Raw genomic sequence first — 15,651 nt, forward strand, 5'->3', positions numbered from 1 at the left:
TCGCTACAAAGACATTAATACCAAACGCAAACAATACCCCTGCCAACATGGCACTTGCCAACTCGGTGGGTATAGAACGAACAAATAAATTAAACCAACCCGCTACACCGAATAGCACAATTAACATAGAGCTGACTATGAAAGCGCCTACCGCTTCATTCATGCTTAAGCCAGACAGGCTGGTGACTAAGAGTGCTGCACCAGGCGTAGACCAGGCGGTTAATATCGGTTTTTTATAAAACAGTGATAAACCAATGCTGGTGAGCCCCATACCAATGCCTAGCGCCCAAAGCCAAGAGCTAATTTGCTCTGGTGTTGCACCAATAGCATCAGCGGCCTGAAAAATAATGACCGCTGAACTGGTATAGCCCACTAAAACAGCCACAAAACCAGCGACAATATGGGCAATGCGAAACGGCAACAACCTCGTTTTAATCAATATCCCTAACCTTTTTCTTAACACCATAAAAAAAGCCCCTGCAAAGGCAGAGGCTTCCATTTAACAACACAATTATAGTTGTTGGGTTTAGCGCTTACTTAGATATGTGCGCTGCTAAGTCCAATACTTTATTTGAGTAGCCAATTTCGTTGTCATACCAAGATACAACTTTAACGAACTTATCAGTTAGTGCAACACCTGCTGTGGCATCAAAAACTGAAGTCTGTACTTCGCCAATGAAATCTTGTGAAACCACTGCATCTTCGGTGTAACCTAAGACACCTTTCATTTCGCCTTCAGAAGCAGCTTTCATCGCAGCACAAATTTCTTCGTACGTAGCGGCTTTAGAAAGGTTAACAGTAAGGTCAACAACAGATACGTTAGCAGTTGGTACACGGAACGCCATACCTGTTAGTTTGCCGTTTAGCTCTGGAAGTACTACGCCAACTGCTTTTGCTGCGCCAGTAGATGATGGAATGATGTTCTGAGAAGCACCACGGCCACCGCGCCAATCTTTAGCAGATGGGCCATCAACTGTTTTTTGCGTTGCAGTCGTTGCATGAACGGTAGTCATAAGACCGCTTTCGATGCCCCAGTTGTCATTCAATACTTTAGCGATAGGCGCCAAGCAGTTAGTTGTGCAAGAAGCGTTAGAAACGATATCTTGACCAGCATAGGTTGCTTCGTTAACACCCATAACAAACATCGGTGTTGCATCTTTAGATGGGCCAGTTAGTACAACTTTCTTAGCGCCAGCTGTGATGTGTTTACGAGCAGTTTCATCGGTAAGGAAGATACCAGTTGCTTCAGCAACAACATCAACACCTACATCACCCCATGCTAAATCTTCTGGGTTACGCTCAGCAGTAACACGAACAACGTTGCCGTTAACAACTAAGTTACCATCTTTAACTTCTACAGTGCCGTTAAAACGACCATGTGTTGAATCGTATTTCAACATATAAGCCATGTAGTCGACATCAATTAGATCGTTGATTGCAACAACCTGAATATCGTCACGTTCGCAAGAAGCGCGGAAAACGAAACGACCAATACGGCCAAAACCGTTAATACCTACTTTGATAGTCATGGTATTAGAATCCCCTATATTTAGGTGTGTGATTTGGATTGATTTAATTTGGTAGTAAAATTACAAAATTTTGCCCTTTAGTCAACCTTTATAGGGGCCTTAATGAGTTTAAATTGCGTTAAATCAACATAAAACCTGAAAGTTAACTACAAACAGGCAATAATTACTCTTTTTTGACACCCAGAGTCTAGTAAACAATTTTAAAAATGCGAACCAAAACCAAACTCATGAACAACGCGCGTTGCCTCTCAAATAGTGATAAATCGGTCTATAATTGATCAACCGCCATTATTAGGGTTCCTCATGTCAAAGAAAGCGCCTCAAAAAGACCCTCCTGCTAAGTTCACCGAGTCTTATCAATTTATTCAAACCATGTTTCAAGAGCCAATGTCATGGCAAGAACGCTTGAGTAACTTATTGAGTTTAATAAAGAGGGGGTTATTCGTATTTGGTTCGTTAGCTATTGTGATCAGCCTAGTGTTTGTCGTGATCTACTTTGATGTTCTGAGCACAACACTGAGCGATACGGGGTTGCATATTCCAAAACGATGGCCATAAAAGTGAGTCTATGGCCAACTTTTGTCAGTTTTAGTTGCCTATTCCTGCTTTGTACAGTTTTTCAAAGCAATATTGTGTTGCTTCTACAAAACCTTCGACTGAGCCACAGTCAAATCGCGTGCCTTTAAATCGATACGCGAGTACAACACCATCTTGAGCTTGTTGCTTGAGGGCATCGGTAATTTGAATTTCGTTATTTTTGCCCGGCGGAGTATCTTTTAAGATGTCAAAAATATCCGGTGTAAGTATGTATCGACCAATAACGGCTAAATTACTTGGTGCCTCGCCCTGCTCTGGCTTTTCAACCATGTCACTGACGCGGTATAGGCCATCTTTCATAGCCTCACCGGCTATGACGCCGTATTTATGTATTTCATCATCTGGCACTTCCATCACAGCAACGATTGAGCATCGGAATTGTTTATAGACTTTTACCATTTGAGCCAAAACATTGTCTTCGCCAGAGTCGCTAACGCATAAGTCATCTGCCAGTACGACACCAAAGGGCTCATTTCCGATCAATGTTTCGCCAGTTAAAATGGCGTGCCCTAAACCTTTCATTTCCTTTTGTCGGGTGTACGAAAAAACCCCTTCATTCATGACATGACGAATAGACTGCAAATATTGCTCTTTTGATGTGCCACTGATTTCTTGCTCTAGTTCGTAAGAGATATCAAAATGATCCGCAATTGCTCGCTTACCCCGACCTGTTACAAAACCAATATAGTTCAAGCCTGCTTCAATGGACTCTTCCACCCCATATTGAACCAACGGTTTATTCACGATTGGCAGCATCTCTTTTGGAAGCGCTTTGGTTGCTGGTAAAAAGCGTGTGCCGTATCCACCGACGGGAAACATACATTTACGTATCATCTTCAAAATTCCTTAATTCCTATGTACAGTTTCAAGTAGCAAGTCTTAAGCCAAGCTGACATTTCAGCGTAAGAACCACTAAATCACCCATACTCCTATGATTTGTCCTTACTATTGTGCCTTAAAAGCTTTAGCCGCACTACTACGGTGCAAAGGTTTTGCTTACATCATTGCGCAAATTGAAGAATCGTCTTACAGTCTTAGCTGATTACCCCCCTGGTTCAGCTTCCTATAAAGAGAATTTATGCTATCTAACCAAAAGCAAGGTGTCATCTTTGCTCTGTTTGCCTATACCTTTTGGGCATTTGCGCCAATTTACTTCAAAACAATGGATGCAGTTCCTGCCTTAGAGATTCTAACGCACCGAGTTATTTGGTCATTAATAATTACCCTGATGATCATTGCACTAACTAAACGCGGTCCCGCATTAATAATGGCCATGAAAAGCTCCAAAACAAGACGCTATTTACTGCTAACCACCTTATTAATAGGTGGCAACTGGGGTGTTTTTATTTGGGCGGTCAATGACAATCGATTGCTTGAAGCCAGTTTAGGGTATTACATCAATCCTTTAATCAACATTATCCTTGGGATGTTCTTTTTTGCTGAACGCTTAGATCGTCCTCAGAAAATAGCAGCTTTTTTATGTTTAATTGCGGTCGGTTTTGAACTGATTCAGTTCGGCAAGATCCCTTGGGTTGCACTTTTTTTAGCGACTAGCTTTGCATTTTATGGCTTTTTCCGTAAAAAGCTCGGTGTAGATAGCTTCGTGGGAATGGCGCTCGAAACAGCCCTGCTCTTGCCTTTTGTACTTATCCTTTTTATCTGGGTGCCCAGCTCTACCCTCAATATCGCGAACAATAGTTTAAACTTAAATCTACTGCTCTTTTTAGCCGGCCCGATCACGATGATACCGCTGCTGTGTTTTGCTGCGGCTGCCAATCGACTATCACTTACTGCGCTTGGGTTTTTCCAATACATAGGTCCGAGTGGTATGTTTTTATTAGCGGTATTTATTTATGACGAGCCTCTAAGTACGGAAAAACTTATCACTTTTGCCATCATTTGGTGTGCCCTTGCCCTGCTTATTTGGGATAACATTATGAAAGTTAAGCACCGGAGAGGCGCAATCAAGCAAAAGTAAGGCGTGAGCTTGATAACTCTAACTGTGCTGTCACAGTATGCTGTTTCATATTCCAAGCTGAGCGACAATAGCTCAGAAAACAACAAGTGATATTGGAGATCCGCAGTGAACATTAATGAATTTTACGACGCTCTTTGGCAAGACTATGTGAATATGACCCCACAAGCTGAGGCCATTGCTAACGCTTTGCGTCAACGTGGTGAAGAAGTACTAAATGATCATGTCGCCTTTCGGACTTTTAATACCGGCCCGATTACACTCAAAGATCTAGAGCCTCATATTTTAGCGCTGGGCTATACTCGTTACGAGCCCTACCATTTCGCCGCAAAGAAACTCGACGCTTATGGCTATATTCCGCCATCAAAAGATTTACCACGAATATTTCTCAGTGAATTACGGGTTCAGGAACTGTCAGAAACAGCACAGAACATCATTCAAGGTCTGGTTGGGCAAATTGATCCTGCCGACGTTAACGATGCGAGTATCTTTTGGCGCGGCCGCTTGTGGCAAGCACCCACCTTTGAAGACTACCAAACCCTCGCAGAAGAGAGTGAATATGCTGCATGGTTGAGCATCATAGGGCTTAGAGCAAATCACTTTACCATTAACGTAAACGCATTAATGCAAACCACTGAAGTAGCTCAGCTCAATGAATTAGTTGAGGAATTAGGCTTTCAAATCAATGAAAGTGGCGGCCGCATTAAAGGTTCCCCTTCGGTATTGCTAGAGCAAAGTTCAACTATGGCGTCGACCCAAGAAATGGAATTTTCTGACGGTGCTAAACACAATGTCACAACCTGCTATTACGAATTCGCTAAGCGTTATTTTGATGATACCGGTGAGTTGTACCAAGGCTTTGTTGCAGCCAGTGCAGACAAGATCTTCGAATCTACCGATATGACTAAATAAACTCAGGTTTGTTTCCAAGATGCCACTGCTCTAAACTGATTCTTTTCAGCGGCCAGTGGCGTCAATTATGCCCTCACATACAAACACTTTAGTTTGGCTCGATATTCCAGTGATCGATTTAGCCAGAGCCATAAACTTTTATCAATCTGTACTTGCATGTTCGCTTCAAGATCATCGCCTTAACGCACCTACGGCGACTTTAATGCTTAATGGCACCAGTAACGGCTTAACATTGTTTAAAGCTAAACAGGAGCGTCCTGTGAGCTCCGGATCAGTACCCTATCTAAACTGTGATGCCCGTTTAGAACAAGCGTTAAGCCAAGTTCGTTTATTGGGTGGCAAAGTATTACAAGACATTCAAGCAATCGAACCTTTTGGCTATAGAGCAGTCATATTAGATTCTGAGGGCAACCGACTGGCGTTACACTCAAGCTCTTGCTCAACAACCACTTAAACTTTAAATTAAAGAGTTGCATTCAATATGTGTTTAGCTGTTATTGCATGGTACCCAGACACCGAAACTCCGCTGACGGTTGTGGCGAACCGTGATGAATTTAGAGCCCGGCCTACGCAAGCGATGCATTGGTGGCCGGAAAACATTTTGGCCGGTAAAGATCTCCAAGCCGGTGGCACTTGGCTCGGTTTTAATAAACAACAGCGCTTTGCTTTGCTAACGAATATTCGTCCTGGCTATATTGGCGTCACTCGACCTAAAAGCCGCGGTGATCTAGTCACTCAATTTTTAACCTCCGAGCTTGGCATTGCAGAATTCCAAAATAAAGTTGCGACATGTATTGATCAATACGCAGGGTTCAATTTAATTTTGGGTGATGGTAAACAGTTGTTTTGGCTCAGTTCAAATGAGCCCGAAGGCAAACAACTATCACCAGGTATTTATGGTTTAAGTAATGATGCGCTCGACACCGCATGGCCTAAAGTTACCTTAGCAAAACAGCAACTAAATCTACAACTGTCATTGGTTCAAAGCTCCTTAACGGAACACAAGGTTTTACAATCCACCGACCTTGCAAAACCAGAGTTATTACCTGATACAGGGCTTTCTCCCGAATGGGAATCTATGCTGTCAGCGCAATGTATTGCTGGTGAGCAATATGGCACTCGCTGCCGCAGTCATTTTGTTCAAAACATGCAAGGTGAATTTTGGGTCTGCGAGGAACAAATAAACCAACAAGGCATGGTAACAGACTCAGAGCAATGGCGCTTTTAGCTTTAGCTTAAACGCCGGTGCTTGTTAACTGGTAACGCCACTCTAAATTCTTTAACTTCTGATAAATCGACATCGACTACCAAACCCGCTACTTCGTCTATAAGTGATTCAACTTGCCCTTGAGGATGAACCAATTGAGTGCGACCCCAAGTTTGTCGCTTAGCATCATGCTGCCCTGTTTGATTTACGCCGGCAACAAAAAAACCATTTTCAATTGCTCTAGCTCGTAGCAATGTATCCCAATGCAGTTGACCTGTTTTATAGGTAAACGCCGAGGGTAAAAATACCAATTCAGCGCCTAGATCATTGAGTTGTCGGAAGACCTCTGGAAAACGTAAGTCATAACAGACAGCTAAGCCTAAAGTACCCCAAGGTGAATCAAATACAACGGGGGCATCACCATGAGAATAACTATCAGATTCCTTATACTGGCCTTGCTTGTCGCCAACGTCAGCATCAAATAAGTGAATTTTATCGTAACAAGTAACCACTTCACCTTCTGTGTTTATAACATGACAACGTGCTTTCGGGTTTTGCCCGTCACCTGCATCAACCGGGACGGTTCCTGCGACTATCCAGAGCCCATGTTCTATTGCCAATTGGCGAATAGCCTTACCAACAGGTCCGTTAAATTCTGCTTCTAAACCGGCCAGCTCACGGTTATTCGACACACCAAATTGCGAAAACATTTCGGGCAATATTAATAAATCACACCCTGCTGCCTCAGCCTGTCGAGCAAAATTTTTAACAACAGCCAAATTCAACTGGACATCTTTAACGCTGGTCATTTGCACTAAAAAAAGCTTCATAAAAATAGTCTCACGGGTTCGCGGTTTCTGGCACTACGTTTTTAATTCGATCTTTTACTGTTTGACCCTCAGAGCCAATTTGATTATCGAACACTCTATAGAACTTAATGATAGGTTCCTCAAAAGAGCCGGTAATATGCATACGCGCAGAACTAATTTTTTTCAGTTCGTTGTTAAAGACACGCTCAGTTACATAAATGGCGGCGGCAGCTTGCGGGGAAACACCTGCTAACAATGCAACCAAAGGAAAAGTACTCGATAACGGCACGGTAAGCACCATATCAATATCAATCACATTCGACAGTAAATCAGCATCACCACTGAATCTAAAGTTAGTTGAAGCACCGTCAATGACCAATTGCTCACCTACTCGGGCAAAGCCACGGTCAAACAGTAGCTCTCCTTCTATGGTATCAAAAGATATACCACTGCCTAACAAATCTGAAAAGTCTAATGCAATGCGCTGCAAAACCCGCGTAAAGTTTAGCAGGCCAATTAGCTTAATCCCCTCATACTCTTCAACTTTTAATATTGCCCCTTTGGTTAACATAAGGCTTATCTTGCCTTGCAAGCGTTTAAAATCAAAAAATGCCGGTGAACCGAGCCAGTATAATTCAGATTTAAATTGTCCATCTCGGCTAGTCAATACCGGCGCATACTGCCACTCATTTAGAACAGTCAGCACATCCCCTGTTTCAACTAGCCCGTTGAACTTGGTTTCGTGATCACCCTCTTTTACTTGCCATTCAAGCTCGCCCGTTAGCGTCGCGCCGGGCATATTGCCACTAATCGAACTAGCTACTAATACATTATTTTCAACGACTACTTTGGCACGCCAATCCCCCATATCTTGCTCATTCCAAATTAACTTCTTAATTTGCAATTCCATATCGGGTACATCATTCGGTAAATAATCAGCAAGAGGGTCAACTTGCTCGCGTAAAGGCAGTGTACTGGCTTCGGAGGCCAGATTCAGCCATTCGATATCAGCAAATATAGACGAATCATCATGCGGGATAAGTACATTACCTTGGCCTTCTGCGGTATCGAAATTGATAATCCAAGCATCGTCATTTCGCAATAATTGAACCTTTGCAGTGGTCCAAGGTTGGCCAAGATACTGACCTGAGGTTACTGTTAAAAATACCCTTTTCAATAGTGATTCAAAGCTGGGACCTTCTAACGTTCCCGATTGACTACTATAGACCGCCCTAATAGTTTGAAGGGCTTGCCACCAAGCATCACCGTCGACCTGCTCCGCAGAAACATCGATAAACACACCCGGTTCTTCATGAATCTCTATAGGTTGGTTAACTGCGAAGGTCGCTTTATTAATTCGATTACGTTCATCAAGCTCAATGTAGCCGATTAGAAAACCATCCGTGTTAACATTAATTGTCTTCCAATTGAACTCATCAATATCGACAACAATATCTGTTGGCCAGCTTTCTGTTGCTAGCTTATTAAGAGGCGTTGGGAAATTTAACTCGGCACCATAGAAATCACTATGGGTGGATATCTGGACATGGTTGTCATGAATAAGAATCTCAGTATTATGTCCAACTGCATCTTCAAAACCGGTTAAATAAGGATCGTTAAAGTAGCCCCCCCAAAAGGCCAGTGGCGTTTCACCTTCTGCATGGATTGAGACTAATGTATTATTCTCGGATAATTCACTGCCAATTCGGATACGCTGCGGTAAACCTGCATGCGTCAATTGAATATTATCCGCCAATAAACCCGTTTCGGTGTTAAACTGCAGCAAGCCATTTATATTGTCGAAATCTAAATTGAAATCAGTTAGCGCAAGGCTGCCTTCACTGATATCTGATAAAGTTGTCACATTTACTGTTTGTGCTTGTTTTAAGTTCAGCCCAATATTTACTTCATTATGAACCTTGCCAGTCGCCTGCCAATCCTGAATTACATCACTCACGAGTTCATTAAGCGGTCCTATCTGAAAGAGGCCAAGTACTTCACTAGCATCGGCATTGGCACTAAAATCGACGAATAGTTGTCCCGATTCGAAATCTAAATTCAAACTGCCTCTATCAATATCAAAGCTTTGGTATTGCGCTTGGTCGATATCAAGCAACAGCGCTTTTTCATTTATACTTATCTGGCCGCTTGCGTTCGTTACAGCTTGCCAATTGCTTAGAAAACCCATATCGGTTTGAGCTAGGTTTGCAAATACATCGAATTGCGCTCGTTGACTATCACCATTACCGGTATTAGAAAAACTAAACCCTACTTCAGAAGCCATCGTTTGTTGCAAATTTTCATTTACAAAATTACTAACTGAATCTCCAACAATATTATTGTTAATTATATATTTAACCCATTGTTGATTGACCTGCTCAGTATACATATTGAGCCCTATGGTATTTTCATACCCTAAGGCTCTAGCCTGTGAGTTTTTTATCGATGCATACCATTGAACGTCGATCGGCAGTGGCGCTAAAGTTGGTTGAGCCTTGTCTTCTGCCGTTGCTTTATGCTCGCCACCTAATAACACACCAACTCCATCAACTACTTGCCAATGGACAATTGATGAAGTGATATCGGCTGTCAAGTTATGGTCGAATAACATGGGAAATTCAACGGTGCTTAGTGTCGGATTCAAGCGCACTTGGCCCTGCCTATTTTTTACGACAAGCTGACCGCTTAGATTATTTACACCAGGAATACCAACATAGGAATCTATTTGTGTTTCACTAAAACTTGCCGCAAGTGAAAATCCTTTAGATTCACCCAATCCAACTTGAAGTGATCCCTTGCCGACATTACCCCGCAAGTTAAGTGCGGGCCAAAAACCTGAGCCATCATCTAAAGATAACCAGCTACCGACGATACTTGCCGGCAATTGATTCCATGCAAGCTGGATAAAGTCAGATTTTTTATCGATGACTAGCTCAGTATTTTTAAGCACCTGACCATTTATCTTGTAGCTATCGATAGCTGTTTTAATCTCAATGCCTTCGAGCCCACGCTCAACAAACACCTCTGCATTCACTGAAGAAATACTTAATGGATTAGCCTTCCCATCTATTATTAATTGGTCTAGCTTCAATCGACTAGAGAGTGAACCCCATTCAGTACCACTAAAGTTAAGCCAATACTCGCCAGCACCAGATGCTTTTGCGACACGCTCTGTCATTCTATTAAGCCAAGGAGAAAAATCGAATGAGCCGTGCTTAAAATAGAGTTTGTTTAAATCTGGCTGATATTGATTAGTATCCACCTGCAACTCAATAGGAACCGTCAAGCCAAGATACTGAACTTCTGCTTCGGTTTTCAGATTGTTTTGGCCTTTATAACCAGTCAAGCGGCCTTCATTCAATATTAAATCAAAAGAGGGCAAATCGAGTGGCGAAATACTTAATGCCAATTCTGTAAACTGGATATTTTTTTGTCTTTGTAACAAAGACAAAAGCTTGTCGATATCAAAAGCATTTCGATCAGTCGTACGGTTAGACTTTAAACCCGCTAGTTGCCAGCCTTGATCATCTTGGATTAGCTGGCCACTAAAATGGTCTAACTTAAACTGTATAAATGATAAACCGCCATGACTTAAGCTTTCGAATATCCCCGGCGCTAAAACCATTTCCTCGATCGTCAGTTCATCACCAATGGTAATATCGGTAAGCGTTACCCTAGGGCCAAAGCGTGCCCAGTTCCCCTCAACAGAACCAATAGTCACCGTGGTTTGAAACTGGCTTGAGAGCCATTGCTCTATCTCTGGTTCAAACTTATAGATCAGCGGAAAAAACTGACGACCTAAAGCGAGGTAGGATGCAAACAGCAACACCCAAAAAACAAAAACCTTTAACGTCGCACTTCTCAGTACGCGTAAAAAAGATCTAAAGGTCATTTAAACGCGCTCGCGGTTTGAATACAAATTAAAAAATGCTCCAATGCAGTCTATTGTAAGATGACATCAAATTGTTCTTGGCTATACATCGGCTCTACTTGAAATCTGATCGGCTTATTAATAAACTCTTCTAAATCAGCTACGTTGGATGACTCTTCATCTAATAAGCTATCAATAACTTGCTGAGACGCAAGCACAAGGTACTGTGCGGTACTATAGGCTCGCTCTTCTCTGAGTATTTCACGGAAAACTTCATAGCACACAGTTTGTGCTGTTTTCAGTCGACCTCTACCTTCACAAATATGACAATGCTCTGTTAGTACATGCTCTAAGCTATCGCGTGTTCGTTTTCGAGTCATCTCGACTAAGCCGAGCTCTGATACACCCGTTACCTTGCTTTTAGCGTGATCTTTTTCTAGGTGCTTCTCTAACATCCGGTGTACTTGACGCTTATGCTCTTCATCATCCATATCAATAAAGTCAAGAATAATGATACCACCAAGATTTCTTAATCTTAGTTGCCTAGATATTGCCGTCACGGCTTCTAGGTTGGTTTTATAAATGGTTTCTTCTAAGTTACGATGCCCAACAAAGGCACCTGTATTAACGTCTATCGTGGTCATTGCTTCGGTTTGATCGATAATTAAATAACCACCCGATTTCAATTCAACCTTACGACTTAATGCTTTTGATATTTCATCCTCGACAGAGAACAAATCAAATATTGGCCGTTCACCCGGATAGTACTCAAAAACACTTTTAACTTCGGGGGTATATTTGGTTACAAACTCATGAACTTTTGAAAACGTCTCTTTGGAATCAATACGAATTTTTTCAACGTCTGTCTTCACCATGTCGCGAGCAACACGCAAATATAGCGGTAAATCTTCATAAATGACGGTGGCTGGTTTGTTCTCTTTCATGCGCTCGCCGAGCACCCGAAATAAGCGTTTCAAATAATTCATGTCGCTTTGAATTTCACCTTCACCGACACCTTCGGCTGCGGTTCTGAGGATAAAACCACCTTTTTCAATTTCTTCCGACTCTTTTACGCTGGCGACAAGGGTGCGCAAACGATCACGCTCTTCTTCACCATCTATGCGCTGAGAAATGCCGATGTGATCTGAAGCAGGCATGAACACTAGATATCGTGACGGAATAGACAACGCGGTTGTTAGCCTTGCACCCTTCGTACCCATTGGGTCTTTGATCACTTGTACGACCAACGCCTGCCCTTCTCGGACTAGGGTTTGGATAGGTTTGTGCGGCTCATTGTCGACCCGATTCAGATCTATATCGGAGGCATGGATAAATGCGGCGCGTTCTAAGCCTATATCAACAAAAGCAGCTTGCATGCCGGGCAACACCCTGACAACTTTACCTTTATAAATATTGCCAACAAGGCCGCGCGTTTGACTGCGTTCGATATAAAGCTCTTGAACAGCACCGTTTTCTACCAAGGCCACTCGTGTTTCCATCGGAGTGACGTTGACGAGAATTTCAGATGTCATAATTACGCCTAAAATGTTGTTAGTTTTATTATTATAGAAGCATGAACGCTCAGTTGTACCCTTATTACAGGTCTTTTGCGTTTAGGGTGCCATTCCATATAGGGATATTGCAATCTACTAGCATTTGCCCCGTTTCAGATAACGGTAAGCCCACGACTGCGGAGTAACTGCCACGAATATGGTCAACTAAAAATGAACCAAACCCTTGAATGCCATAGCCACCGGCTTTATCGACTGGTTCACCTGTCTGCCAATAACGGGCAATAAGGTCCTTCGATAAGGTTTTGAAAACGACATCGGTAGAAATGACCTTAGAAATAAGATGGCTACCCTGTACCATTGCGACTGCGGTCATAACCTGATGACTTTGACCCGAAAGCATATTCATCATTTGACTAAAATCCGCTTCATCAAGTGGTTTCCCTAAAATTTTAGCTTCAAAGATTACCGAAGTATCAGAACCGATAACGACTGCATCTGGGTTGCTAATTTTTTCCGCCACTGCTTGTGCTTTTTGCTGTGCAAGCCGTAACACATAGTCATAAGCAGACTCATTCTTTCGCACGCTCTCATCGATGTCGGCACTGGCGACTTGAAACTCGACCCCGAGTGTTGCTAATAACTCCCTACGCCTTGGCGACTGAGAAGCCAGAATGACTGTCATATTACCCCCTTACTGAACCTTAAATTGCTGCATTAAGCCTCGGCCTATACTGTATATCCATGGCCAAACGATGGCTGAAACAAGGGCTGGCCAAATTTGCATTTCACCGGTAATACCACCTACAAACCAGTCTTTCAGCCATTGAACTAATACATGGCTGATACCTAGTACTAAGAAAACAACCATGGCCTGCTGGCCAATTGGATACATACGTAAACGTGAATTTAGTAGCAATATCAAGTAGGCAATGCTGGAAAACACTAAGCCATAGGTTCCCATTTGTGTACCAATCATAGTGTCATACAAAATGCCCACGATAAATGACATGGCAATGCCGAAACGCTCAGGCAACACGAGACACCAGAAAATAAGGAATAACCCCACAAAATCTGGCCTTAAGAGCTGAAACTGCCCTGGTAGCGGTAAAGCGGCCAAATAGAATGCGATAAAAAAACTCACGGCGATGAACCATAACCCATGTGGAGGTTTTTGCTTCATGGCTGAACCTCGCTTTGAAAGACCATAAGTAAGTTTTTACTTTTATTTAGCTCCGCCAGCGGCTTGGCTCTAATTCGAGCAAAGGGTTCACCTGGGTCATGCTCCATGGCTATAACCATAGCGACGGGGTAGCCTGCGGGGTATTTTCCCGCCAATCCAGAGGTTACCAAAACATCACCCACAACTATGTCAGCCGTATCTGGAACATACTCAAGCTCTAAGTTATTTAGATCTCCGGTGCCGATCACCACTGACCTCATCCCATTACGGTTGACATAAACTGGAACGGCGATATTCGCATCGGCCACTAAAACAACTCGAGAGGTTAACGAGTTGACCTGGGTAATCATGCCAAAAAGGCCGTCTGCATCTAAAATAGCTTGACCAACATAAGCGCCATCGGCAGCACCACGATTAATAATGACTTGAATAGAGTAAGGGTCGGGGTCAACGCTGATCATTTCAGTAGTCTTAAAACTTGACTCTAAACGAGCACTGGCATCAAGCAAACGCCTGAGCCGGTCATTCTCTGCCTCTAAAATTGCTAGCTTTTGAACTTTTTGCTGCAAAATACTAATTTGACTATTCAATGTTCGATTGTTTTCCAATAATTCATCACGCTCTGCAAAAGTGGTTGACGACCAACTAATAACCGAGTTAGGTAACGTAACGAGAGATTGAACGGGAGAGACTAAATATGAAATGGACTGCCGCAGAGAGTCGACTTGAGTATAGCGTGAGTCTAAGAACAGCAACGCTAAAGAAATAAAAGCAACTACGGCAAATCGGTAACCGTGCTGAGGACCGGCCGTAAATAGCGCTTTAATGGCACACTCTCCTCTGGTTAAATTAATTGGTAGATGTCATTGTAACAAAGCACCTCCAATGGAAGTGCTTTGTGTCACTAATCTCTGATAGTAAGAGAAATTATAACGCTATTTATTCAGAGCTCAAGAAGTCAAAGGTTTGTTCATCCATCATTTCTAGCGCACGACCGCCACCACGAGCCACACAGGTAAGTGGGTCATCAGAAATAAGGACAGGTAAACCCGTTTCTTCGCTTAACAAGCGGTCAATATCTCGAAGCATAGCACCACCACCGGTTAACACTAAGCCACTCTCAGCGATATCGGCCGCCAATTCGGGAGGGGTTTGCTCTAATGCACTTTTCACAGCTTGAACAATCGCAGATAGGCTTTCTTGTAGGGCTTCGAGTACTTCATTGCTATTCAAGGTAAAGCTACGAGGAATACCCTCAGCTAAATTTCGCCCGCGAACATCAATTTCACGAATTTCTGCACCTGGGTATGCACAACCAATTTCAATTTTAACCCGCTCAGCAGTGGCTTCACCAATAAGTGAGCCATAGTTACGACGAATATAAGAAACAATAGCTTCATCGAAGCGATCACCGCCCACTCGTACAGATTCGCTAAAGACAATACCATTCAAAGAAATAATCGCAATTTCAGTGGTACCACCACCAATATCGACAACCATTGAACCTCTTGCTTCCTCAACGGGCAAGCCTGCGCCAATCGCAGCAGCCATAGGTTCTTCAATTAAGTAAACTTCGCGAGCACCTGCACCGTATGCAGATTCTCGAATAGCTTTACGTTCAACCTGAGTTGACTTGCAAGGCACACATACTAAAACCCGAGGGCTAGGTGCAAACCAGCTATTTTCATGCACTTTAGCAATAAAGTGTTGTAGCATTTTTTCGGTTACGTGGAAGTCGGCAATTACACCGTCTTTCATAGGGCGAATAGCTTGAATGCTGCCTGGGGTTCTACCCAACATACGCTTAGCTTCTTGCCCGACTGCGGCCACTGTTTTTTGATTGCCACTTAAGCGTATGGCTACAACAGAAGGTTCGTTAAGAACAATGTCGCGATCGCGTACGTAAATAAGTGTGTTGGCTGTCCCTAAATCGATGGACAAATCGCTGGAAAATAAACCTCTAATTTTTTTAAACATGTCTAATATCGCTTTAAATGTACGTAAGAGCTAACGGTAACAGCTCAGCAATGTAACAACCGTAGGGTTTTTGAGCAAGC

15 protein-coding genes are annotated in these 15,651 nt (G+C 42.9%); 5 read left to right on the forward strand and 10 right to left on the reverse strand.

Annotation, left to right across the window (positions count from 1 at the left end):
* Both ACI882_RS08635 and gap read right to left on the reverse strand, forming a co-directional pair.
* A partial coding sequence (locus ACI882_RS08635) for a benzoate/H(+) symporter BenE family transporter (protein ID WP_411748464.1) occupies positions 1-439 on the reverse strand: 439 nt, incomplete at its 3' end.
* A 94-nt stretch (positions 440-533) separates the two neighbouring features.
* The gene (gene gap / locus ACI882_RS08640) at positions 534-1,529 is read right to left on the reverse strand and encodes a type I glyceraldehyde-3-phosphate dehydrogenase (protein WP_411744648.1); all 996 of its coding nucleotides are present in this window, start codon (positions 1,527-1,529) and stop codon (positions 534-536) included.
* Positions 1,530-1,832: 303 nt separating this feature from the next.
* On the opposite strand from gap, the gene ACI882_RS08645 reads away from it, so the two are divergent.
* Entirely contained in the window at positions 1,833-2,087 is a 255-nt protein-coding gene (locus tag ACI882_RS08645; protein WP_411744649.1) for a hypothetical protein, read from the forward strand.
* Positions 2,088-2,117: 30 nt separating this feature from the next.
* On the opposite strand, the gene galU is transcribed toward ACI882_RS08645, so the two are convergent.
* Positions 2,118-2,960 carry a UTP--glucose-1-phosphate uridylyltransferase GalU gene (galU, locus tag ACI882_RS08650; protein ID WP_411744650.1) on the reverse strand — a complete coding sequence of 281 codons (843 nt, stop codon included), beginning with the start codon at positions 2,958-2,960 and terminating at the stop codon, positions 2,118-2,120.
* Between the two features lie 244 nt (positions 2,961-3,204).
* Between galU and rarD the strand changes: the two genes are divergently transcribed.
* From rarD to ACI882_RS08670, 4 genes are all read left to right on the forward strand, one after another.
* Positions 3,205-4,104, forward strand: a complete 900-nt coding sequence (rarD, locus tag ACI882_RS08655) for an EamA family transporter RarD (protein ID WP_411744651.1) — start codon at positions 3,205-3,207, stop codon at positions 4,102-4,104.
* 105 nt (positions 4,105-4,209) lie between these two features.
* Positions 4,210-5,013: a DUF1338 domain-containing protein gene (locus tag ACI882_RS08660; protein WP_411744652.1), complete on the forward strand. Its 804-nt coding sequence runs from the start codon at positions 4,210-4,212 to the stop codon at positions 5,011-5,013.
* Positions 5,014-5,080: 67 nt separating this feature from the next.
* Entirely contained in the window at positions 5,081-5,467 is a 387-nt protein-coding gene (locus ACI882_RS08665; RefSeq protein ID WP_411744653.1) for a VOC family protein, read from the forward strand.
* 27 nt (positions 5,468-5,494) lie between these two features.
* The gene (locus tag ACI882_RS08670; protein ID WP_411744654.1) at positions 5,495-6,241 is read left to right on the forward strand and encodes an NRDE family protein; all 747 of its coding nucleotides are present in this window, start codon (positions 5,495-5,497) and stop codon (positions 6,239-6,241) included.
* A 2-nt stretch (positions 6,242-6,243) separates the two neighbouring features.
* On the opposite strand, the gene ACI882_RS08675 is transcribed toward ACI882_RS08670, so the two are convergent.
* The 7 genes from ACI882_RS08675 to ACI882_RS08705 form a co-directional block, all read right to left on the reverse strand.
* Complete coding sequence (locus ACI882_RS08675; RefSeq protein WP_411744655.1) at positions 6,244-7,050, reverse strand: carbon-nitrogen hydrolase family protein; 807 nt, start codon at positions 7,048-7,050, stop codon at positions 6,244-6,246.
* Between the two features lie 10 nt (positions 7,051-7,060).
* The gene (locus ACI882_RS08680) at positions 7,061-10,921 is read right to left on the reverse strand and encodes a YhdP family protein (protein ID WP_411748465.1); all 3,861 of its coding nucleotides are present in this window, start codon (positions 10,919-10,921) and stop codon (positions 7,061-7,063) included.
* A gap of 50 nt (positions 10,922-10,971) precedes the next feature.
* Positions 10,972-12,432 carry a ribonuclease G gene (gene rng / locus ACI882_RS08685; RefSeq protein WP_411745848.1) on the reverse strand — a complete coding sequence of 487 codons (1,461 nt, stop codon included), beginning with the start codon at positions 12,430-12,432 and terminating at the stop codon, positions 10,972-10,974.
* Between the two features lie 64 nt (positions 12,433-12,496).
* Positions 12,497-13,096, reverse strand: a complete 600-nt coding sequence (locus ACI882_RS08690; protein WP_411745847.1) for a Maf family protein — start codon at positions 13,094-13,096, stop codon at positions 12,497-12,499.
* Between the two features lie 9 nt (positions 13,097-13,105).
* Entirely contained in the window at positions 13,106-13,594 is a 489-nt protein-coding gene (gene mreD / locus ACI882_RS08695; RefSeq protein ID WP_411745846.1) for a rod shape-determining protein MreD, read from the reverse strand.
* Entirely contained in the window at positions 13,591-14,448 is an 858-nt protein-coding gene (mreC, locus tag ACI882_RS08700; RefSeq protein ID WP_411746535.1) for a rod shape-determining protein MreC, read from the reverse strand. The genes mreD and mreC overlap by 4 nt, the downstream gene beginning before the upstream one ends.
* 85 nt (positions 14,449-14,533) lie before the next feature.
* Positions 14,534-15,571 (reverse strand): rod shape-determining protein, encoded by a 1,038-nt coding sequence (locus tag ACI882_RS08705; protein ID WP_411746534.1) that lies wholly within the window; start codon positions 15,569-15,571, stop codon positions 14,534-14,536.
* Between the last annotated feature and the right edge of the window lie 80 nt (positions 15,572-15,651).

Origin of the sequence: Reinekea sp., assembly GCF_046710285.1 — a bacterium.
Taxonomy (GTDB): domain Bacteria; phylum Pseudomonadota; class Gammaproteobacteria; order Pseudomonadales; family Natronospirillaceae; genus Reinekea.